This is a genomic window from Eubacterium xylanophilum ATCC 35991, assembly GCF_000518685.1.
Taxonomy (GTDB): Bacteria; Bacillota; Clostridia; order Lachnospirales; family Lachnospiraceae; genus Eubacterium_F; species Eubacterium_F xylanophilum.
In genome coordinates, this window is sequence record NZ_KI912475.1 from 1 (window position 1) to 23,137 (window position 23,137).

A 23,137-nucleotide genomic window follows, 5' to 3' on the forward strand; every position below is an offset into this window, starting at 1 on the left:
GATCTAGCGGATCGTAATCTGGGGGATTTATATTAATCGTTTCTGCATGGTTATCTCCAGGTGCTATAATTGAACATATTGTCATAATTGTTATTAAAAATATCAATATTAATCGTCTCATATCATCCACCTACTTTCCTATAAAGTGACATGTGGCAAAAGCATAATCTGTATAATTATACACTGAACAATAGTTTAGCCATCTGTCCGCTTTATTATATTTGCTCTTTCCAAAACCATCAACTACCCTCAAGTATCCACTGAAATCAAAGTAATTGGTATCTCTCTGAAGCTCATTGTACTTGTACTCAGAATATCCAACCACTAATAATGCATGTCCAGATTTGGTATTTGAATAATAATAATCTACATCTCCAGTTTTGATTTCCATTATAAATGGATCCCCGCCATCTATTTCTCTTTTCAGGAAATCCCATTGCTTTATTGTAGCACTGTCACTTGGAGTATAATCTCCTTCTCTTTTGGTAAAGTCCGAATAATCCCAATACCATATTTGCGCATTCTTTACATTCCTTTTTCTAAGATAAGTATCTAATACTGATTGGACTCCACTTAGATTTTTCTCTTTGTTTCCTCCCAAACCTTCATGTATCTCACATAGTGTTTTCATCGCACCAATCTCATTCTTAGGATTTACTAGATTTCCAAATCTTTTATGATCCCAATACATCAGCAGATTAGAAGCTGCTACTGAAACGCAACAATGTAACATCGGCTGTCCCTTGTAACACAATAATTTTTCCGATGGTATATTAATCCATGGCACAAACAGAAAACTAGGTACTTCTTTCCATTTGAATCTTACGTATCCACTCTCATAATCATTAGGATTAGTTAGGCCAGCATATCTATCTTTATCTCTATCATAATAATTCTTATCATCAAGTATCGTACTTCCCATATTAATATAATTCTTGCTATATGGTACCAAATTCAAAGCTTTCTGAAAGCCATATATATTTACATTATTATGATAACTCTGATTTTCGAGACCATCTAAGCTAGTATCAGACTTTTCCTTCTCAACCTTGTCCTCATATGCTTCCCATTGATTTTTACATATACTCTTAATCCGATTTTCCTCTAGCGATGTTTTATTCTCACTCAAACTATCTTTTTCCACTTTTTCATGCGTACTTATATCCTCTGCCACTTCAGAATAATCGGATGATTTAAAATATCCAAATTTACCATCATATACAATATACTCCCCTGGAGCAAGCTTAATATCTCTCCAGAAATCCCCATCCACTGAGTACTCTATTATCGGTGGGTGTTCCTCATTCGCTCCTACTATTACATACCCTTTCTTCTCATTTCCATTATAAATATCAATCTCATATGCTATAACTTCTTTGTCTGTGTTATACAATGGAGTTGCTTTCCCCGAATGCGTTAACGAGTTCCAGTCACAATCAAATTGTGATTGTTCCACTAGCTCCGTATGTACCTCAGCAATATCCTTAGCATCATCCTTAGTAATGGTTTCTGTAACTTCTGCTTGATCAGATAATACTTCTGCCTTTATGTGAAAAGAGTTTACATTAAGGCAAACAAAGGCCAACATAGTTCCCGTTGCAATCAATCTTCTTGTTTTTCTCATATCAATTCTCCGTTTTCTTATTATTTCTGCCATCAAGAATCAAATCCTTCTCTAGCATTTTTATTCTATCACATCTTCACTGCAAAAAACGGACAACTTTTGTTTAAAACACATTTTACATGAGTATAACATATGATTAAGGCAAAAAGTAGACAATGTAATTTTGTTTTTACTCATTTACTGTGCTATAATACAAACTGAGGTGAACCATATGTTAATTCGAAAACAATCTAATTACGATGAATTTCATTGTATTGCAGGCGAATGCCCCAAAAGTTGCTGTATTGGATGGCAGATTCCAATTGATGAGACCAGCCTTAATATGTATAAGAAAAACAAAGGAAAATTTTCCGACAAATTATCTTCCTGTATAGATTTCAGTGCCGGCACATTCAAGCAAAATGCGGCACGTTGCGCTTTGTTAAACCGACGCGGACTTTGTGATTTACAGATTTCAGAGGGCGAAGCCGCTTTATGCGACACCTGTAGAATATATCCGAGATATATTGGTGAATACTTAAATTTAAGAGAATATACACTCTCGCTATCTTGCCCTGAAGCCACACGCATGCTATTGAATAATGATTACGATTTCTCAATTCTAGAAAACGAAGACAATGTTCTAGATAATCCCGAAGAGTTTATCGATTTCGATAGGCAAATATTCGAACAAATTGATTATGCAAGATATATTATGCTTGAAATTGCAGCCAATCAGAATATTTCACTACAAGATAGGTTAGATGAAATCAGAAAAATTTCATTTATATCACAAAGAATATTCGATGGTACCGATGATAGCACCTGCGAAATCTACACCTTTGATTACAATTATATGATCAACAGTTTTGATACTTTACTTAAACTAGAAATATTAGAGAAATCGTGGCTAGAAACTATTAATTCTACCAAAGATTTTTGGATCAAGCACGATGCAACTTCACATGAATGGAAGGAAGCGATGTATCCAGACGTCAATGCTTCTTTTGCATTTGAGAAAATATTCAAACTTCTACTGTTCACTTATCTTGGAGGAGCCAGTTACGATGGACAGATATATGCTCGTACCATGATTGCTATTCAAAGCGTACGCTGGATAATGATGATTACACCTATCATAGGTGATTTGGAAACCTGTACTTATCTTTACTCAAGAGAAATTGAGCACTCCGATAACAATATTAACACGCTTATATCTTATTTTGAGAAGGAGTTGGATTGATTTTTTGTCAACTTATTATTATAAATCGGTTGACATTTTTCTCCGCCATGATATAATATTCTGTAGAAAAACACAAAGGAGACGTCGTAATTATGGATGTTATAAAGTTGGCTGATGAAATAATAAATGGAAGAAGACTTAGTCGAGAAGAAGACCTCGATTTTCTCAAGACTTGTGATGTAAATATATTAAGCCAAGGTGCTGATAAGCTCAGAAAGCACTTTAATGGTGATAAAGTTGATATGTGTGCAATTATTTCCGGAAAAAGTGGAAATTGCAGTGAAAACTGCAAGTTTTGTGCACAATCTGCTCACAACCATACAGGATGCGATATACATGAGATGCTTGATTATGAAGAAGTATGCGCCACAGCAAAAACATATGAGAATAATGGTGTTGATAGATTTGCAATTGTGAATTCCGGACACAGTCCAAAGGATTCTGATTTTGATAAGATTGTCAATATCTACGAAAAACTTAACAGTGAACTGAATATTTCACTCTGCTCATCTCTTGGCTTCCTAAGCGATGAACAATTCAAAAGACTATATGAAGCTGGTGTAAGAAGCTATCACAATAATATTGAGACGTCGAGAAACTACTTTTCAAAGATATGTACCAGCCATTCATTTGATGACAAAATAGCCAATATTAAGCGCGCTCAGAATGCCGGTTTTAACGTTTGTTCCGGTGGAATTATAGGCATGGGTGAGACAATGGATGACAGATTGGAAATGGCTTTTGATCTTGCTGAACTTGGAATCAAATCCATTCCTATAAATGCTCTTATTCCTGTGTCGGGCACACCGATGGAAAAACTTGATACTCTCTCTGAAGATGAGATATTGCGAACCATTGCATGTTTTAAATACATAAATCCGGAAAGCGACATAAGACTTGCTGCCGGACGAAAACTCATCTCTGACAATGGAAAAAAGGCTTTCAATGGTGGAATAAGTTCTACTATTACAGGAAATATGCTGACAACAACCGGCTCTACTATCGAGAGTGATCGCCAGATGTTGAAAGCAATGAATAGATTGATCAAGAATTAACCATTATTACCCGCGCTTCTCTCGTTAATGGGTTCTTCTTGGTATAGTCAAACAACACATATTGCTCAGATTCTGCAACATTATCATCTGAAGCATATAACAAGGTATCCACATCCCAAACAGGATAGACAAAAGGCTCTAGATGGGTGATTCCAGCAAGTTGCCTTCCACTATACTTATCAAGTCCCGGCAGATATTGCCTGGACTTTTCTTCTTCACGGTAGAAGTCATGTCTGTATTTTTTATGTTCCTCGTCTAATAGCGATTTACAAAAATCCGGACGACTCTTGATATTCTCTCTGAGATAAATATCATATGTCAATAATTCTGCATATATTTCTCTGTTACTTTCATCATGCTCTACAGCAAAATTCAACAAAACTTCGTATCTATATGTTCTAGACGGACTGTTGGTAAAGTACCCATTACTCTCATAATAGTCTGCAAGTGCTTCATACATGGAAAATGGGGACTCAAAAGTTCTTACCAAAAACTCCAATGTATTGACAAATTGGTTGCTATTATAATAGAGCTCAACCATTTCTTCTATTTTTTTTAATCGAATTACATCATCATAACTCAACCACTTGGTATAGAGCACCTCATATGGCGGTTGCTTGGTATATGAAATCCCAAACTCTTCCGTCTTTTGCGCTATTGGGGCACCACTTAAAACCTTCAAAAAACCTAGTTGCAATTGATCCGGTTTCATGGCATAAACCCTGTCAAAAGATCTTCCAAAACTCTCATAATCCTCATAAGGCAGTCCTGCAATAAGATCTAGGTGTTGGTGAATGTTATGGTTCTTCTTAATCGCAGAAACCACATGCTCCAATCTCTCCAAATCCATTTTACGATTAATTGCCTCTATCGTCTTCTCATTAGTAGACTGTACTCCTATCTCCAATTGCACGTGGCCTGGGCGAAGCTCCTGCAACAGAGCAATTTCCTCATCCGATATGATATCGGCTGCAATCTCAAAGTGAAAATTAGTAATACCATTGTCATGATCTCTAAGATACTTCCATATTTCCATAGCATGTTCGTGAACACAGTTAAATGTTCTGTCGACAAACTTGACCTGCTTGACATTATTCTCTAGGAAAAAATCAAGTTCCTTCTTTACGATATTTATATCTCTCAACCTCACTGTCTTATCAACAGAAGACAGACAGTAACTACACCTATACGGACATCCCCTGCTGCTTTCATAATAGATAATTCGATTTTTAAAAGGAGCAGTATCATGATACAAAAAAGGCAACTTGCTAAAATCCATCGCAGGTCTCGGCTTCGTATATCCACCGCGAAGGCACAATCCTGCGACAGAAGTCAATTCATCATGAGACAAATGTTCCGATCTCTGGTATTTCCCCAAGAGCTCATGAACTGTAACTTCTCCTTCACCGATGATAATACCCGTCACATTAGAAAATTGCTCCAATATCTCAGCTGCATTATATGTAACTTGTGGCCCGCCGAGCCATATATCGGTATTCGGTAATACTTTAGAAAGATTTGATAATAATTCGCATATCATATTCCAATTCCAGATATAACAAGAAAACCCGATGACATCAGGTTTTCTCTCATAAATATGCGCGAGAATATCCTCTCCACGCTGATTAATTGTATATTCTGCAATCTCCATAATATCGGAATATTTTTCTTCTGAATATGCGTACAATGAATATATTGCAGGGTTTGAGTGAATGTATTTGGCATTCACTGCGACCAATAAAAACTTCATATTACAACCTTCTTTATTCAATACTATTTTCTATTCCATACCCCCAGTGACCACTTGACCAATAATTACTATCACACCAAGTATGAGGCAAGCTACTCCCCAACCAAAATTTGATTTGAAAGATTTTCCCTTTACCGCAAAATCCTCTGGATTATCTGAATTATATGTGATTACTACCTCATCACCGATTGCATTTTTTTTCTTAAATTTTGAAGAATAATCAACTTTTTTCACAATCTTTTTCCCGCCACCATAGTACTCTACAATGGGGTAATACTGCGTTCTTCCCCTACTTACGCTCTTCTCCAAATCCACTATTCTGCCTGTCACTTCTTCCTTAAACTTAGTCAACGAATAGAAAGCTCTCCAAATCAAATATATGCCTGCGCATATCATCCCGATTCCGATGAGCCATGTAATTATAGTTTCCATCTTTTCTCCTTAAATATACGTTATTGCCTCTAAGAATAAACCTTTGGCCGGTGCTGTCTCACCTGCTTTTGATCTATCTCTGGCTTGAAGTGCCTTTTCCACACTATCTACTTTTCTGCGTCCCATTCCAACTTCGATTAACGTTCCGGCGATGATTCGAACCATGTTATACAAAAATCCATTCCCGGTAATACGAATACAAATATCTCTATCATACTCCGTATCGTCGCCATATAGGCTATTTTCAGATATATCTATCGAATAAATAGTCCGCACCTTTTTCTTCACTTGGCTTCCGGCAGCACAAAAGGTTGTAAAATCGTGCTCTCCGATGAGGCATGACGAAGCAGCTCTCATCTTATCTATATCTAATTTCCCATAGATATGATGACCATATCTACTCATGGTGGGAAGCGGTATATCCGTATTTAATATATGATACTGATAAGTTTTCTCACTCTCCGCATATCTTGGATGAAAGTCAGCTTCCACCTCTTCTGACTCCATAATCCTGATATCTTCGGGGAGCTTAGAATTGAGAGATGCAGCAAATTTTTCTGATGGAATAGTGGATTCAGTATCAAACACAGCCACATTTCCATATGCATGAACTCCCGCATCTGTCCTCGATGCCCCGATAATATCAATATCTTCGTGTGTCAGTTCTTTTAATGCATCTTCAATTATTCCCTCTATCGCCACTGCATTGTCCTGTCTTTGCCAGCCGGCATATGAAGTTCCATCATATGCAATAAGCAATAATATTCTTCTCATCTACTCTTCCTCATCTGCTATTAATACTCATCTAAAAAGTGATGTCTAACACCATCTTTTTTGTATGCAATTAACGTGTCAAGATGTACATTCTCAACACTCTTAAATATGTGGGCTTCCACATATGGATTAGTCTTTTTTAGTTCCGCTATGAGTTTCTTGGTCTCCAATCTCTTAGAAGAAGTAGTACCATCTTCATGGCATGTTGAGCATGTCTCTGTGAAGTGGCATGCACATTGGAGAAAATGTAAATCATTGTAATCTCTCCAGGCACAAATATCCTTTTCTCTAACAAGATAAAGTGGACGAATCAGCTCCATCCCCTCAAAGTTAGTGCTGTGTAGCTTGGGCATCATAGTCTGAATCTGGCCACTGTGTAGCATTCCCATAAGAATTGTCTCGATAACATCATCATAATGATGTCCCAATGCAATCTTATTGCACCCCAACTCCTTAGCTCTACTATAAAGATATCCCCTTCTCATTCGCGCGCATACATAACATGGACTCTTCTCTATCGTATCTACTGCATCAAAAATAGTGCTTTCAAATACTTTGATAGGTATTCCAAGAGCTTTTGCATTACTCTCAATCAGGGCTCTGTTTTCGTCATTATATCCCGGATCCATCACAAGAAATGTCAGATCAAAGTTACACTGCCTATGTCTCTTAATTTCCTGAAAAAGCTTCGCCATAAGCATCGAATCCTTGCCACCGGATATACATACTGCGATATGGTCGCCTTCTTCAATTAGCTTATATGTCTTACATGCCTTGGCAAAAGGAGTAAACAGCTGCTTGTGAAACTTTTTTCTTATGCTCACTTCCGCCTTTTCCTGCTTTTCCTTGGCATTTTCTTCGTCTGACATTACTGCTCTGACATATCCAATATATCCGCCTTCTAGACTATAGTACTCTCTTCCGGCCGGAAGATTATCCTCTTCAATCTCCCTTGTCTTTCTTCCAACTTCGCAATAAAATACAATTTTAGTTCCCTCAGGTATCCTTGCAAATCTTGCCTCAAGCTCTTCCCTACCGGATTCAATATTAATTGCTTCCGAGCCCGGAATTTTGCCATATGCCCTGAGCCCCTCATCTCTTATATCAACTAACATATATTCGCTCTCTGGCATTGCTTTAACTTCTTTGTAACTGATTTCTTGCATTACTCAAACCATCTTTCGTTCATTTTCTTCTCTTTAATCTATTGGATTGGCATCAACTGTCTCATTAAGAAGACGATTCCTTATCTTATGTTCTTCAATCTTGAAGAATGCATAATCTACTCTCTTTCTTAGATATTCAGGGCCTGCCGGCTTCAGGATATAGTCCATGGCATCCACTGACTTGCATCGAACCACGGTATCCACATCTGCATGTGCTGTCAAAAATATAATTGGCAACTCTTCATCCAGTTCACGCATCTTCTTCGTAGTTTTGACACCATCCATTCCCGGCATCTGTATGTCCATAAGTACCAAGTCGGGAGACCTGTTCTCCTTGATATACTCGATAGCTTCCTTACCGGAACCAGCTTCTATAATACGATATCCTCTGCCCCATAGTGCTTCCTTGGTAACCAAACGGGAGAATTTTTCATCATCTACAATCATTACTGTATACTTTCTGTTGCGAATATGATTTCTCTCTTCATTCAGGCGCTCAACTTCCTCGGCAAAATCCTGTGGCATAATATCCGATGCCACTATATCAATATCCTTATACTCCTGATCAACAGACAAGTCAACAACTTTACTTGTCTCCAATATCTTGATTTTCGGTCTCATGGCATGGAACGTATGAGCTAATACCAATGCCTCCTCGCCATTGGACAAGGTAACATCAATACCCGGTGGATATGCTGGTATCACTTCATTAACTGCTGCCACAACCTTCTTGTCAAACAAAATCCCCTTGTTGTTATTGATATATTCTATTGCCTCTGATGGCGCGAATGGCTCTTTATAAGGTCTCTTACTGGTCAGCGCATCATAAACATCCATAGCATGAATAATCTTTGCAAAGAGTGGAATGTCCTCTCCCTTCTTTCCAAAAGGATAACCTCTTCCGTCCTCATCCTCATGATGCATAATTACGGCCTGCAACACAACCGGTGGAACAGATGGATCTTCATGAAGAATATCAAAAGAATACTGTGAATGCTTCTTGATTTCTTCATACTCCTCATCTGTCAGCTTTCCCGCTTTTTTTATAATAGCCTCTGAAACGCGGCTTTTCCCTAAGTCATGACATATAGCTGCAGTCGCCAAATAAACCATCTCTTCCTCTGTCAAGCCAAGCTTCTTTCCGACGCTTGCACAATAAACACCAACATTAACAGAGTGATGGTAAGTATAATCATCATATGATCGAAGATCAAAAAGGTCTACGCTGATATTATCCTGCTTATAAATATCTGCCACAATATTCGTGGCCACTCCCAAAATATCACCGATATTCCTCTTCTGAACTGCCTCTAAGCCCTCTCGAACCAACTGTTGGTCTACAACTTCCTGGATATCAACATCTTCTGAAAAGCTATCTGAGACATAAACGCCTATATAGCCCTTCCTATCCAAAAAGTCGATATAGCTCTGAGTCAGCCTTATTCCTCTTTTTAATACAGCCGCTGGCGTAGGACCCAAAATATCTCTCGCCACAACCATCCCCGGCTGTAGGGATTTCGTCACAACAAATCTCATTATATCTTCCCCTAACACATATTAGAGCAAAAACTCATTATAATGATATTATATAGCATTGAACGACTAAATACAACTTTAATTATTTACCCACATCTCTCCGACTTCAGCTTCACTTGATATGTAACCTCCAGTTATCTCTGCTGCCCCCTTTACGCTGCCGTCCTGTCGCTGAACAAACATGGATATGTGGTTGTTTTCCGTATGCCAATCCTCGTCTAGCTTTACAGCACCATCATTTAAATCGACTGGTTCTGAGTAATCCGATAAAAGCACATACTCCCACGGTCTCTTGTCATTTCCAAAAGTGGAAGCAACCCCTGCCCCCTTAGAATATGGTACTCTATCATACCTAGTAAAGCACATCCTCGTCAGCGGTGACTTGAGATATTCTTTGGGTTCCGGTGAAATATCCAATCTCACATCACTTCCCGCTTTTTTGTTATACTCACTGACAACATATGGCGTTGTATAATACATATATATCTGCGGACCATTTGTTCCCGAATTCAAGTCAACTCCTGTCTTGTCATCCTTCCTTCCAAGCTTTACAACCGGATTGTAGTGAATCTGATATCTCTCCGTCGTGATTCCCTCCGGATGATACTCCTCGCCTACCGTGCAAACAATGTCATATATAGCCTCCTCTAACTGATTTTCGAGTTCTTTCTCTCTTGCCTCTTCAGTTGATTTCTTATTGATAGCTTTTTCATCAAGGGTATATCCCCTGTATCCAAAGTAGATATAGTCTCCACCATTTTTCTTTTCTCCCGGCTCGTCCTCCTCTGCCGAAGTTCCCTCGTTGAGATTCATATCACAGAACTCCGTACAACCTTGCTCAAGAAGCTTTAATAGTGCATCCTGTCTGGAACTACCGCCTGCAGTATAGATTCTATTGAAAAATGTGTTGCCACCATCCTCATACTTGGTATGGATGAATGTTGAGAGCTCACCCTCACCATATGGCACTGCTCTCTCAACAATGGTTTTCTTACCATCTTTTCCGGCTTCCACCTTGTCTTTTTTATCCACACATAACGCAGTGGATTGCTTAGAATTAAATACATTCCCGTCTATAATCACATCTGTTATAGGCTGTCCCGGTGACACTCCCATATTATAAGTATAGTAGAGATAATACTTTTCTTTTTTCCATTTATAACTCTGGTTTTTAGGATCCATCTTTCCGTCAGAAGGTGTCATAATAATAGGCGTAGATGGACTCGCACACTTATATTCCACGCCGTCAACCTGAATCTTTTCAGCGACGGTTGTCGTATCTTTTGGTGCTTTGAATAGAAGAATACCTCTTATAGCCTCATCTTCATTATCTGTTCTAGATACGCTTATATATGTAGCTGGCCTGTTGACATAATCTCCACTTGCTTCACCTGCTCCCACATCATGCTTTCCATCCTTCACTATATCAAAGTGAGGAGGCAAGCATGGAAGTCTATTGACCTTCACATCATATGGAGGATTCTTCTTAGGTATCGCCTCAGGATAATACGCTCCACCAGCCATATCAGCCAGATTGGCACACTTATTATCTGGATTATATACCGTATCATACCAAGCTCTTCCCGGCACAACTGCCGCATTCACAGGAATCACCTCATCAGTCGCCTCTCCATTGGCAATAACCATAGCATTCAGATCCACCTGCTTAGCTATTGTATGATTGACATCTATATCTTCATCCAGCTTGGTATCGTCAAAGGAATAGGATCCCACTGTCAGTTTGGATATATATTTTTTCTTAAGAGTAGTCCTTCTGGTATAGATATATAGCGGTGTCGCGGCATTATGATGGTTGCCATCGTCATCCGTCCACTCAGGATATGCTATATTAAATGGATTTAACTCATGCGGTCTTTTCATTTCCTGTATAGAGTTAAATTCTCCTGAAGCCTTCTCACCGGACAAAGTTTTCTCCCCGCTGATATTAGCAGTTATCTTGCCGTCCTTTATGGCTCCACTGTGTGCTTTGGAACTTATAATAATATCATTCAACTTTATTTTTTCCATGTTCCCTACCGGACCACTGACATACAAACCACTAAGTATAAATGGCATATTGTCCTTGCTATACTTATATCCGCCGGGCTTGTAACTCGTATATCCCTTATATACCTGCTTATTGGTTCCAAGAAGACCGGTTGGTGACATATACGCATTCTCCGGTCCTATTCCCCTTGTGACATACTTACATCTTGTGGTTGTTCGCTGAGATATAACCGTCACCGCATCATAGGCAACCGAGCTTTCGGAATATTTATCTTCAACACTTACTGGTTTTGTGATGGAATATGGCAATTCAGTTGAGAAAATATTCCCCTGAAAAGCCTTTATATCCGTGAGTGCTCTGTATGGATTATAACTCCACGAATACCCTAAATTCATATATTTTTGATTGCTTTCCACCACATATCCCTTGTAATAAAAAGAACTGGCAAGATTTCCGTCAATAATAACGGTATTCGGCGTTTTCGCCATTCTATCTGTGAGTTGGGAATAGCTTGCAAGGGTCTCACCCACCTTGGAACCGGTGCTCTCTGAGTCCGTCCCGAATGTGAAAAATAGTCCGGAAAGATACTTGGTTCCTGAAGTATACTTGGTCTCCGGTTCATAGTAGAGATACTTGGCGGGACTGTCCCACTTGTTATCCGTGGAGGTTTGGTAACAGGTATAACTATATCCGTAGTTTCCCAATCGTCCCGGCTCCCAATCATCTTTATCCCAGTCTCTGGTCGATGCAAAATTATAGGGAACGCCACTAAAGGTAGTGACGGGAACCCAACCATCATTTACATACTTTCCGTCGGCATGATCTCCAACCAAGTGGAGTTTTCCCACCTCGATAGGGGTGCCGGCCTTGCTATCAGTCGTAATCCACAATCCATCCAAATCACTTGGATACTCCTTGTCCTCTGAGGTGCTATCAGCTTTATAACCAAGATTTCCCGCACATCCGTATTTTACATCTCCAAACCTAAGCTCATTGTTACTCATAGGTGTATAAGTAGCAACTCTTATATCTTTTATCGCCTTCTCAGGGTCATCTGTGATACTATATCCAATATATGTATAAGCCCACTCCTCATGTCTTGAGTAATTCTTTCTCGCCTCTCCTGCGATATTGTAATCCCAGACTTTATATCCTTTGGTGCTAATCTTGGCCTTTGCCCTACTCTCCGTATCCGCTGACTTTACTATAATATCCTTGATATAAGTTTTCTTTCCATTATTGTCTGTATTTCCATTGTTGTCACCTGATCCGCCGTCGTTGAGAATTGATTTTTCCGTGCGGTAGTGGACGAAAACACCATTTCCTGAATCCTTTTTCATCAGGGCGTTGCAGTTTCCTGGCGTAATCTCCCCGAAAGAATTCACACTTTCATATCCATTTATTGCATTGCTTCCCTTATCGCCGTAAATGACGCTAAATGGGCATTTCTCTTCTCTTATGACAAGAGGTGAACCAGTGTTGGAATCTTTACTATAATACATACAATTCCAGCCTCTGAATCCCATGCGACCATTTACATCGCTTATTCCATCCTGTCCATGATAATCATTCTCCGCTTCCTCTGATGTGAGCTTTCCCTTATACTGCTTGGCCGGTTGCCTCTCTGAGCCAACTCCCTTATAATAACTGAGATATTGATGTCCGCTGACAGATGCGCAGTCTGCCACATAGTCCGGCACCTCATCATAGTCTATATCTGAGTTTTCTTTTTGATACTTGAGTATGGCACTTACTGCCCAGATGACAATCATAGATACCACAAGAACAGCCAATGCAATCCATCCCACTGGTCCGGCACTGGCAGCTGCCGCTCCTGCTATCTTAGTTGCTATGGCAGTAATAGTAGTTGCTGCACATGTAAGGCCACAAGCTGCCGCTATGGCACATATACCCGCAGGCACCAGGGCTATCACAGTTGCAACCGCTTGAAACTGTGCCAGTATGAGCACACATGACACAACTCCAAGGGCAAGATTTACCCACTTCATAACTTCATCTGCTTTTTCTTTCCACGTTGTTGGGTCATAATCCTCCACCAACTTTTGTGCGGCAGACATTCGAACCGCATCTGAGGTATAGGCTACTTTCTTGTCCTTGATTTCCTCGTTATTGTTCATCCAAATCGAATATGAATCCCTTCCGATGATGCTCTTAATCTGCGCTGCAGCCTCAGATATTTTTTCACTGGCCTCTTCATCTTCCTTATTCTCTCCAAGTGTTGATGCTAGTGATATCAAACCTCCCATGGAAGCAAGACACCTCTCTGCATAGGTCATAGATCCTATGATTGGATATAGCTTTGTCAAATCAATTTCATCACTTGTCTCATGTCCCAGTTCAAGCAAATATTCTCCCAAAGTATCCGTTTTATTTATATAGTATTTTTCTAATTCTTCATATAGAGCAATATACATCGCTCCCTGATCATTTTCGGATAATTTTTCACTGTCATTTACTACATCTGCCTCCGCCTTGTTCTTATATGAATTCAATTCACTTGCATAATCTTCTTCATCAAAAGTAGCCATAGCATTGTCAAAAGCAGTTGCAAACTCCTGCAGTTTCTTGTGAAATGCTCTGGCATCATCTCCATATTCTTCATATAAATCGTCAAAATCATCCTCTGAAACAGCTTCTTCCACTTCCTCCCACACCGGACTATCCTTCACCGCTTCTGCCCAGGAAACAGATACATCCTTTTTGTTAACTCGCTCATTTTCAAAGGCTGCCACACCCAGTGACAAATATCCAAGAATCGCATTTATTGTTCCCGCACTTGACTTTGCAACTATGTCCGCATAGAAATCCCAGTCCGCCTTGTCTTGAACTATATAGTCGCCGAGCTTCATGTTGTCCGCCTCCGGCACGCATATGAGATTTAACCCCTCATAAGCCTCTTTGGCCTTAGGAGAACCCGCATTGTAATTGGCTATAAACTCAAGCGCTGCTGCCTCTATAGCATCCACAACCGGAGCATTAGTATTCTTATATTCCTTGAGGAGTTCTTTGTAATCTTTTAATTCAAATCCTGCATCCATGGACAAAAGCTTGACGCTGTATATAGCATCTTCTCTATTATCCGTCTCCTTGTATCCAAGTACAACATGATTCTTATCCGTTCCATTGTTGAGATCCCCCTCAACCGGTATAAATCCACTCTCTTTACACTTTTTCTTCGCTTCATCTATGCTAAAAAGAGCGTAAAATAGTCTTATATCGCTGACATACTTTGTATGGCTTTCCTCAACTGCCTGAGCAACTACCGGCCCATACTCTCTTATTGATGCCGATGCAAACAAGCATATAACAAGGATTGCTGCCACAATACTCCTATACACTCTAACTGCCTTCCCATGTGTATTCCAAATCATAAGCTTTCATCCTCCTTCGCCTGTGCTTTTCTCCTTGCATTACCATATATCAACAATAGTACGGCTGCCAATACAAGCACACCGCCTGATAAAACTATACTGACAATATTTCCTGCACCAAAAAGAGAGGCAGTAACTACCATGTCAGCTGTAATCTTTTTGGTCTCCTTGGCTCCAATACTTCCCTTATTTACGTGAAAATAGTTCATCTCATATACAGTTATATTTTTTGCCAATCTGATGCTTTTACTACTCGTGGAACCAATCCAAATCCAAGACCCTCTCACCAAACCTCCGCTATACACGTAGGCAGTTCCAAAAGCTGCATCCTCCAATGCAAGGTCATTACATCGACTCTCCTTCTTGCTTGTATTATCCTTGATTACCACGACTCCCTTTAAGTTAATATCATACCTGTAATCAACAAATACTCCACCACCATATCCACCTGCTGTGTTGCCTGTTATCTCCGTGTTAGAAAGCACCAAACCATCATCTATTACTACGATTGCGCCTCCATTTTCTTCGGCTTTATTTCCTCTGAATACGCATCTGTCAAATGTCACTGCACCCTTGTTCTCCGGGTTATCTCTCATACATAGAGCACCACCGTCTTGTCCGGCCTGGTTATCTGTGAATATACACTTTCTCGCATACATAAGGGTGCCGGAATATTTTTTTAAATCAAGATCCACATAAATTGCACCACCGTTTTTGGCAGCCCTATTCCCCACAAACTTCACGCTATCTAACTTAACTTCTCCTCGTCTACAGAACAAGGCGCCACCGTTGTCCTCCGTATAGCAATTGTCGATTGTAGCATCCTTTATACTCAGTTTTCCCTCTCCCATATAGATGCCGCCACCATGACACTTATCTATACTATCAAGCACGCGACAATGATAGATTCTTCCTCCGGTCATGGTAAATTTGGTGTTTTTGCTGCCCACATCAACATAGACTCCTCCGCCATTATAATCCGTGACGCAGTCATATATAGTACCACCCTCCATGAGAAATGTTCCGTCCTCATCGACGGTAACACCGCCACCGCCGTTGGAACTTGCGCCACCGGTTATGACACCGCCCCTAACTCCATCGTAGCCTTTTTTCTTGGGATGGCTGTCTCGTATAGTCAGTTTTCCGTCCTCTTTGACATGGAAGACGCTTCCATTTTTCTCTGTGGAGTACTCCTTCTTCATGTCGCGTTTAATATAGTGACCATTGAGATCGACAATCACCTCTTGTCCCTTACCAACGACTATTTCCGATGAAGGTAAGTAGTCATCACCCATTGTTACAATTGCCTCATCGTCACACTTCAAACCGGCTTCAAAAGCCTGCTTAAATGTGGTAAATTTTTCTCTGGATTTTAATTTTCCATTTTTATAGATTTCAAGTTCGGTACTCACGTTGTCATGGACTTTTTCCGGGTCTCGCTCAATAGTAACTTCTGATTTTTTTCTGTTTTCACTGACAACATATTCTCCCGTATTATAAAAGAAATATATACTGGCTTCAAGGGGATTACACTGTCCATATCCATCTGAAATCTCCTTCTCCATCTCCTGAAGCAATATACCTATCCTTGATCCTCTCTTAAACTCTTCAGAGTATACCTTTTTTCCCTTTTTTTCTTCTCTGTCTGACCACTGCCAGAATCTAAGCTTTTCCATGTCTGATGGAATGTAGAGGTCATTATCTTCCTCGTCATTCTTGGTATTGTCTATTATTTTGGTTTTTCCCCCGAGAAAAGTAATTATCGACTTGCCTCCATAGATTCCTCCCCCGTTTCCCAATACGTCATTTTCGCATATTTCAACATCACCCAGATATGCTTCGCTGTCACTTCCGAGATATATTCCCCCACCGTTCTTTGCGTGATTACCTGTAATCTTTATGCCCTTTTCTATATTTAACTCTGACTTGTCTTCGCATACAATACCACCGCCATTACTCATGTTAGATGCTCCGGTAATAATACCTGCCTTAGAAGCAGAATTAGTCAGTGTCAGAACTCCGCCGCTTTGGACTTTAATAGCATAGCCATCATCAACAGACTCTGAAAGCCCTCTGTCTATAGTATGTCCATTAAGATCTATTGTGACATCCATGTTGTTTTCTATATCTATAGAACCAAGTCCCTTTTTCCAGGTGACGTCCGATTCGAGGATTATTTCCACATAAGTCATATCGTCCTCTTCCTCTTCGTCATCACTGTCTTCTTCTGACAATGCTTTTAAAAGTTCATCCCAACTACCAACTTTTTCTCCTGCACTTTCCGCCTTGGTATATCTGACATTAATAAATGGAGATGCCAGAGAAATTATCATAAATAATATAGTTAGAAGAGCACATATTTTTCTCTCCAATCTCCCATAAAACATAGGGATTCCATCGTATTTTAACTTCAATTAAAGCACCTCCATTAATACAATTATATTATTAATTTGCTTGGTTTTTCTTTTTTCTTGTAAGGAAGAATGCGGCAATAGCACAGAGCATTATTATACTACCTGCAATAATGGTATTCTTGTGACTGCTCTCAGCTACTATGGAACCGGCAGCTGATGCATTTCCGCTTTTTTCACTCTTCTTTAAGAACTCTTCAACTGTTTGAGAGTCAGTTTTAAAGTATACTCTTATCTCAGGCGCCTCTTTGACGAATAAATATTCCGCATTATTGAGGTTACATACCGCCTTAGGATCACTTCCGAACATGTGAATTCCCTTTTCATAACCCGCCGGTACACTTGAACTGCCCTTGACATACTTGAGAGAATCCGCAAGTATCGGACATCCCTTCTCCATCTTAACAGTATACAATGATAACCACTGTTTTCCAATGTCCCCATTCAGGTCATTGTTCGTTCCAAGCGCTTCAAAGTTTATCTTTTCTGCCTCGGATTTACCTGCAAATCTTGTGCATTCAACTACCTTGTAGTAAGCTGATTGATTCTTGGTAACAATCTTATTTCCCTTCCTATCCTCTGTAGTTATATCAACCTCATCCACTATATACTTTGGAATAGGTGTCAACTCCACATTGTAATATTTCTTCAAATCCATTACAGTAAATGCAATCGATACTCCCGTCATAACAACAGTTAAGACAGCTGTTCCCACAACCAAAGCTTTGTACAGGGCTGTAGGAGCGAGCCTAATTTCAGTTCCAATCGCTTCTTCTGGAACTATATCTGTTCCCTCGATTACTTGTGGCTGAGATAAGTCGTAGTTTACTATCTTAGTTAATTTGATTTTTCTTGAATTAAACTTCAGATAAAACTTTTTAGTTTGCGCACTATTCATTCCCAAATGCCTTATACTTTTTGAAACTCCTTTAGTTAAATTGTGTTGTACTTTGGCAAATGTTCCTACCGTCACAGCTGTGGCAACTGCACATCCTGCTGTCAAAGACCAAAGTATTATAGGGAGTTTCCCTAGCTTATATCCATCTTCCGACTCCATATCTGCACTCTTTGCTTTTGCCCTAAGCGCATCATTAGTAAGGGCTACTGCACCCTTCTCATATATACCTCTGTCTACCTTTTCATAGATAGACACCGGATCAGAGCCATCAAACAGAGCATTTACATCTTTATATGTATTCTCATCAGCAATAGCTATGGAACATAGATCCATCAAGTTGACAAACTCAAGACCTGCAATCTGCCCCGCACTCAGCGACTCTATAAGCGGATACAACTTACGTATTCCATTCTTATCTGCCATATCTTCTCCAGACTGAAGAAAGAAGTCATACAGAGTGTCGATATCTTCATCTTCAGTATACTCGATAGAATCAAGATACTCGCAAACTGCCATTGTCTGCATATCCATTGTCACATCAGACAAAACCTGTCTAGTCTCATTTACTTCAACAACAACTCTTAAAATATAATTATCATCTACTATATTTCCAGTAGAATTTGAAGCCTCATTAATACTTTCACTGGTTTCTTCTGCCTTTTCATTGGCTGCTTCAACTTTGTCTTCTATCTCGTCTTTTATATCCTCGTATTCAGATATTTTCTCACGGAATGAATCCCATCCCATGTATTTTTTATTTTCCTTGTCATACTCTCCCAATAGTTTTAAAGCATCATCATAATACTTTTTATCAAGTTCCTTAAGCTGCTCTGTCTTGGTATACTCTGGGTGTGCAGTCTTGATTTCATCCTGCAAGTCTTCCAAAGTGATATCTTTATATCTGTCAATCCAAGTTTTCACCTTTTTAGTCTTCTTATCCTTTTTTTCTGATGAATCAGCCGCCTTGGTAAGAAGTGACTCAATGGCGAGTGTCGCCTGACCATTTGCCTGTGTTAGCATCGTAAGGATATCAGCATGCTCCTTTTTTTCTTCATCGGAAAGCTTATTATATGCAGCATCTCCCATCTCATACTTGGTTTCCTTGAGAAGCAAGTCGCCCACAGGTTTTCCGGTATCATCATCCTTTAGCTTATTCATCATAAGTCTCATGTAGTTGGCTCTTGCATGTCCCAAAGTGCCTTCCTTTTTCTTATAATTTGCACGATACTCCTGAAGTGTGCATATAAAATTATCCAAAAATGGTTTGATCTGTTTGTCCATATACTGCTCCATAAGCAAGTTGTAATCTTCAACAGAATAACCACCATTCATATTCATTACGGCCATATCTGTAATTGCCTCTGACGGATCAGTTGTAGTCTTGTATGCCAGATATACAAATCTCTTCTTTGGTCCATCCTTCAGAATATTAAACTCACTTGTTCCTGAATCTTCATTGAGATTTGCAGGCACTCCTTTGGATGACTCCAGATACTTATAGCCCAAATCTTCAAGATATGCCAATTCTCCTATTGCTTCGTGTTCTGTATTTCCCATTGCCACTTTCAATTCGCTTAGATACTCTTTCCCCGACGCTGCTGTAGGCTTTGGAGTCTCGGCCGCTTTGCTATCCGGTACTGTAGACAAATCAGAAAGTGGCGATATGCACGAAACCACGCCTACCAACATAATAGAAGCTATTCTCTTGATTACATTTTTCTTTAGATTACTCATAAAAATCCTCCGTTCTATCCTCTTTTTTTCACTGCCAACTTACTTCCCATTACTATCGCAACAGACACCAAAAACAGAAAAATAATCTGCGTTCCGTAGGTTCCGTCAGAAAACAGAGAAGCCGTCACCAAATTTCCATCCTCATCTTCCCACTGAGCATATAGTGTCACAACATCTTTATTAATAGATGACAAATTAATTATTTCCTCTCCGTCCTTGTAAGATTTCCCGGTTCCATCTGCCTTGGTATTCCATCCGGCAAATTTATAACCATTCTTACTCTTGAATACATTTTTAGAGAGTTTCTTTGCCTCGTCATAACTAACTGACATCTTCACTATACTTCCACTGACTTTGTTGCCTTCCGTGGCATTCTTGTCAAATTCAATTTTGTATTTAATTGGACTTGTTATAAAGGTCATTATTACATCTTGAGCCCCAAGGGTCACCTTGTATACATCTCCACCTTCCTCCGGCGGTGTAATGTAACATGTACCTTCATTTTTAACTTTATCAACTATATACCCCTTCCCTGCATCAGGGATTTTCACCTCTATTACCTCGCTTTGCCGACCTGTTATCTTTTGAACTTGCTTGTAGGCGGTCTTTTCATTTCCTATCCTCACTGTAACATAGAGAGGAACTCTGAATCTAACACCTATGATAAGCTCTGTCCACTCCTGGATATTGCTCCCCGATTTGAATTTTAAGCAATATATACTATTGTGACACACTTTGGTTTTACTAGTGTCAAATTTCCACTTAAGTCCCTTTCCATCTAAACACTTAAAAGTATCCTCCCCAGGAAATGACTTATTTTCCATCTTAATATAATCCATTCCAGCTGACTTCCACTCGACGCCATACTGGTCAACTCCCTTGATTGATACCTCTTTTGTCTTATCATCCGTCAGATCAATCTCTCTTTTTTGATTAATTTCATAATCATATAGATATGGATACTTGTCTCCGCCAATATTGATCCAGTTGTCTGCCACTCCCTTTTTCTTGGTATTTCCAGTCAACTTTCTCTTAATATGTGTACTTCCACTATTCTCTCCATTAATCCATATCTTCACATCAGCTTCCCATCCCCTTATAACTAATCCACCGCCAAAATTTGCATAGACATTGATCTTAGTAGGAAAATCATCTCCACAGTCGATTTCCCCTGAAGTATACTGTCCATCTTTGTGATCAATACTGTCGGTAATATCATCCGTTGTATATTTTTTTAACTCACTTCCAACTCCATTCGCCTTCCTGCAATACACTACAACATAAGCTTCATCCCAATCATCTGCATCATTGGTAACTTTAATCTCAAACTTTATCTTATATCCTTTGGCCGATGGAACAAGTTTTTTTATAACTTTGGCTTCTGGTAACTTTTCATCACCGGAAATCTTGTAATCAAGATCGTCAAATGTAAAATACAAATCAGCCGCATCTTTATTATACTCCGAATATCCCTTGGTAAGAAGTCTATTATCGCATGAATCTTTACAAGAAACACCTATAATCGAGCCGGTTTTGAATCCCCCTATGACTTTTATTTCCCTAAATACTTTAAACGAAATATTGTCATTATCTGATTTTTTATTCTTGTTATAATTAATAATAGTCTTTCCTCCGCCGAGGACAATCTTGCCATTCTTCTTCTCATCCTTCAGATAAATTCCTCCACCACTGCCTTGACAAATATTCTCCTGAACAGCAGTTTTGGTTATAGTAACATTGTACTTAGCTCCTGAAAAATCTGCATATATTCCTCCGCCATCGCCCTTTGAGTTGTTGAGTCTTATCTCACAATCATCAAATCTTGTCGGCGAATAACATGCTGCTGCCCCGCCATTTCCATCACTATTATTCTGCTCCATATTGATATCAGCACAAGCAATCTCCTTTAGTCCTTTATCAATAAAAATAGCTCCGCCCTCTTTTGTCGCTTGATTTGAATTTATCTTAATATTTTTCAACACATTTCCATGCTCTGAACTGCCATTTGCTGTTACAAACATTCCCCCACCATATTCTGCAGTATTCTGTGTTATTTTATTACTCCCGGAAAAAACAATTTTCTTATCCTTTTTTACACACTGTGAGTACACTCCTCCTCCCCGACCGTGAGTAGAATTATTGGATATTGTACATTCCTCCAAGAAAATGTTCCCTTTATTGGCAATACCTCCGCCATTTGCTGCTCTGGTATTATAAATGATTTCCGTATCATTAATAGATGCTTCTCCCTCATTGTAAATGCCCGCACCCATCTGTAAACCACCGGATTCTATAATGAAATTATTCCTAATCGCCGAGCCCATAATCTCTAATTTTCCATAATTACTAATTCCAGCTCCACCGCTCGCCCTATTCCCATCGATCACAGTATTATTTATCTCACATGTCGCTGTTGCTTCTACTCGTATTCCTCCACCATCACAATCTCTTGACATTTCCAAGTGCTGCGCAAATACAACTAAAGCATTCATTTCTTCAGAAAAATTCCTTACTTTTTTGGCCCCAAACAGATCACAGCCATTATTAGTACTAATTCTTGAATCAGTAATCACAGCTTTAGAGTCATTTCCCACATATATTCCGCCACCTTTATTAGCATAATTTGATTCTATCAAACAGCCTATAACTGTAAGCCTTGCAGAATTCTCAACTCTAATTCCCCCGCCGCACTTCGCGTAACCACCAGATATGAAGCCAGTTTTATTTGATGATGAATCCTTAATAGTCAACTTTGTAGACTGATTTTTTATAATAATTACGCTTCCATTATCAGTATTACTGAATACTCTTTTCCTCTTCAACCCGAATCCATTCAAATCAATAACATGATTCTTTCCATCATCAATAACAAGTGGTCCCTTCATCATAACATCATCGTCAAGACGAACTGTCTCACACACTTTTAAAGCCTCGTTCAAGGCCCTCTCATTATTTATAGCACCCGCACTGCCAGAAGCATTTATGGGCACTTTATTGTATAATAGAATAATCATAATTATAGCTATAAATAGCTGGATCTTTCTAAATGTAATACTCATATCTGAGCTCCTTTCAACTTGAACGGATTACTATACCAAATCCCCAATGTAACCACTCTAATTGGATTATAACACT

Annotated in this window: 12 protein-coding genes; 2 read left to right on the forward strand and 10 right to left on the reverse strand. The window is 39.3% G+C overall.

Annotation, left to right across the window (positions count from 1 at the left end):
- Positions 1-130 precede the first annotated feature (130 nt).
- Complete coding sequence (locus tag L877_RS0110860) at positions 131-1,624, reverse strand: C39 family peptidase (protein WP_026836092.1); 1,494 nt, start codon at positions 1,622-1,624, stop codon at positions 131-133.
- A 211-nt stretch (positions 1,625-1,835) separates the two neighbouring features.
- Between L877_RS0110860 and fliB the strand changes: the two genes are divergently transcribed.
- Positions 1,836-2,846: a flagellin lysine-N-methylase gene (gene fliB / locus L877_RS0110865; protein WP_026836093.1), complete on the forward strand. Its 1,011-nt coding sequence runs from the start codon at positions 1,836-1,838 to the stop codon at positions 2,844-2,846.
- Positions 2,847-2,938: 92 nt separating this feature from the next.
- Positions 2,939-3,901 carry a biotin synthase BioB gene (bioB, locus tag L877_RS0110870; RefSeq protein WP_026836094.1) on the forward strand — a complete coding sequence of 321 codons (963 nt, stop codon included), beginning with the start codon at positions 2,939-2,941 and terminating at the stop codon, positions 3,899-3,901.
- On the opposite strand, the gene L877_RS0110875 is transcribed toward bioB, so the two are convergent.
- The 9 genes from L877_RS0110875 to L877_RS0110915 form a co-directional block, all read right to left on the reverse strand.
- Positions 3,891-5,651, reverse strand: a complete 1,761-nt coding sequence (locus tag L877_RS0110875) for a B12-binding domain-containing radical SAM protein (RefSeq protein ID WP_026836095.1) — start codon at positions 5,649-5,651, stop codon at positions 3,891-3,893. The genes bioB and L877_RS0110875 overlap by 11 nt on opposite strands.
- Positions 5,652-5,681: 30 nt before the next feature.
- The gene (locus L877_RS0110880) at positions 5,682-6,083 is read right to left on the reverse strand and encodes a DUF3592 domain-containing protein (protein WP_026836096.1); all 402 of its coding nucleotides are present in this window, start codon (positions 6,081-6,083) and stop codon (positions 5,682-5,684) included.
- A 9-nt stretch (positions 6,084-6,092) separates the two neighbouring features.
- Entirely contained in the window at positions 6,093-6,857 is a 765-nt protein-coding gene (gene truA / locus L877_RS0110885; protein ID WP_026836097.1) for a tRNA pseudouridine(38-40) synthase TruA, read from the reverse strand.
- A gap of 20 nt (positions 6,858-6,877) precedes the next feature.
- The gene (locus L877_RS0110890) at positions 6,878-8,023 is read right to left on the reverse strand and encodes a PP-loop family protein (protein WP_026836098.1); all 1,146 of its coding nucleotides are present in this window, start codon (positions 8,021-8,023) and stop codon (positions 6,878-6,880) included.
- A gap of 33 nt (positions 8,024-8,056) precedes the next feature.
- On the reverse strand, positions 8,057-9,547 hold the full coding sequence (locus L877_RS0110895; RefSeq protein ID WP_169729795.1) for a response regulator: 1,491 nt from the start codon (positions 9,545-9,547) through the stop codon (positions 8,057-8,059).
- 90 nt (positions 9,548-9,637) lie between these two features.
- Positions 9,638-14,959 (reverse strand): hypothetical protein, encoded by a 5,322-nt coding sequence (locus L877_RS0110900; protein ID WP_026836100.1) that lies wholly within the window; start codon positions 14,957-14,959, stop codon positions 9,638-9,640.
- Positions 14,956-17,373 carry a hypothetical protein gene (locus L877_RS0110905; RefSeq protein ID WP_026836101.1) on the reverse strand — a complete coding sequence of 806 codons (2,418 nt, stop codon included), beginning with the start codon at positions 17,371-17,373 and terminating at the stop codon, positions 14,956-14,958. The genes L877_RS0110900 and L877_RS0110905 overlap by 4 nt, the downstream gene beginning before the upstream one ends.
- Positions 17,374-17,404: 31 nt before the next feature.
- Entirely contained in the window at positions 17,405-20,002 is a 2,598-nt protein-coding gene (locus L877_RS0110910; RefSeq protein ID WP_026836102.1) for a hypothetical protein, read from the reverse strand.
- 14 nt (positions 20,003-20,016) lie between these two features.
- A complete protein-coding gene (locus tag L877_RS0110915; RefSeq protein WP_026836103.1) occupies positions 20,017-23,061 on the reverse strand; it encodes an InlB B-repeat-containing protein in 3,045 nt (1,014 codons plus the stop codon).
- Positions 23,062-23,137 lie beyond the last annotated feature (76 nt).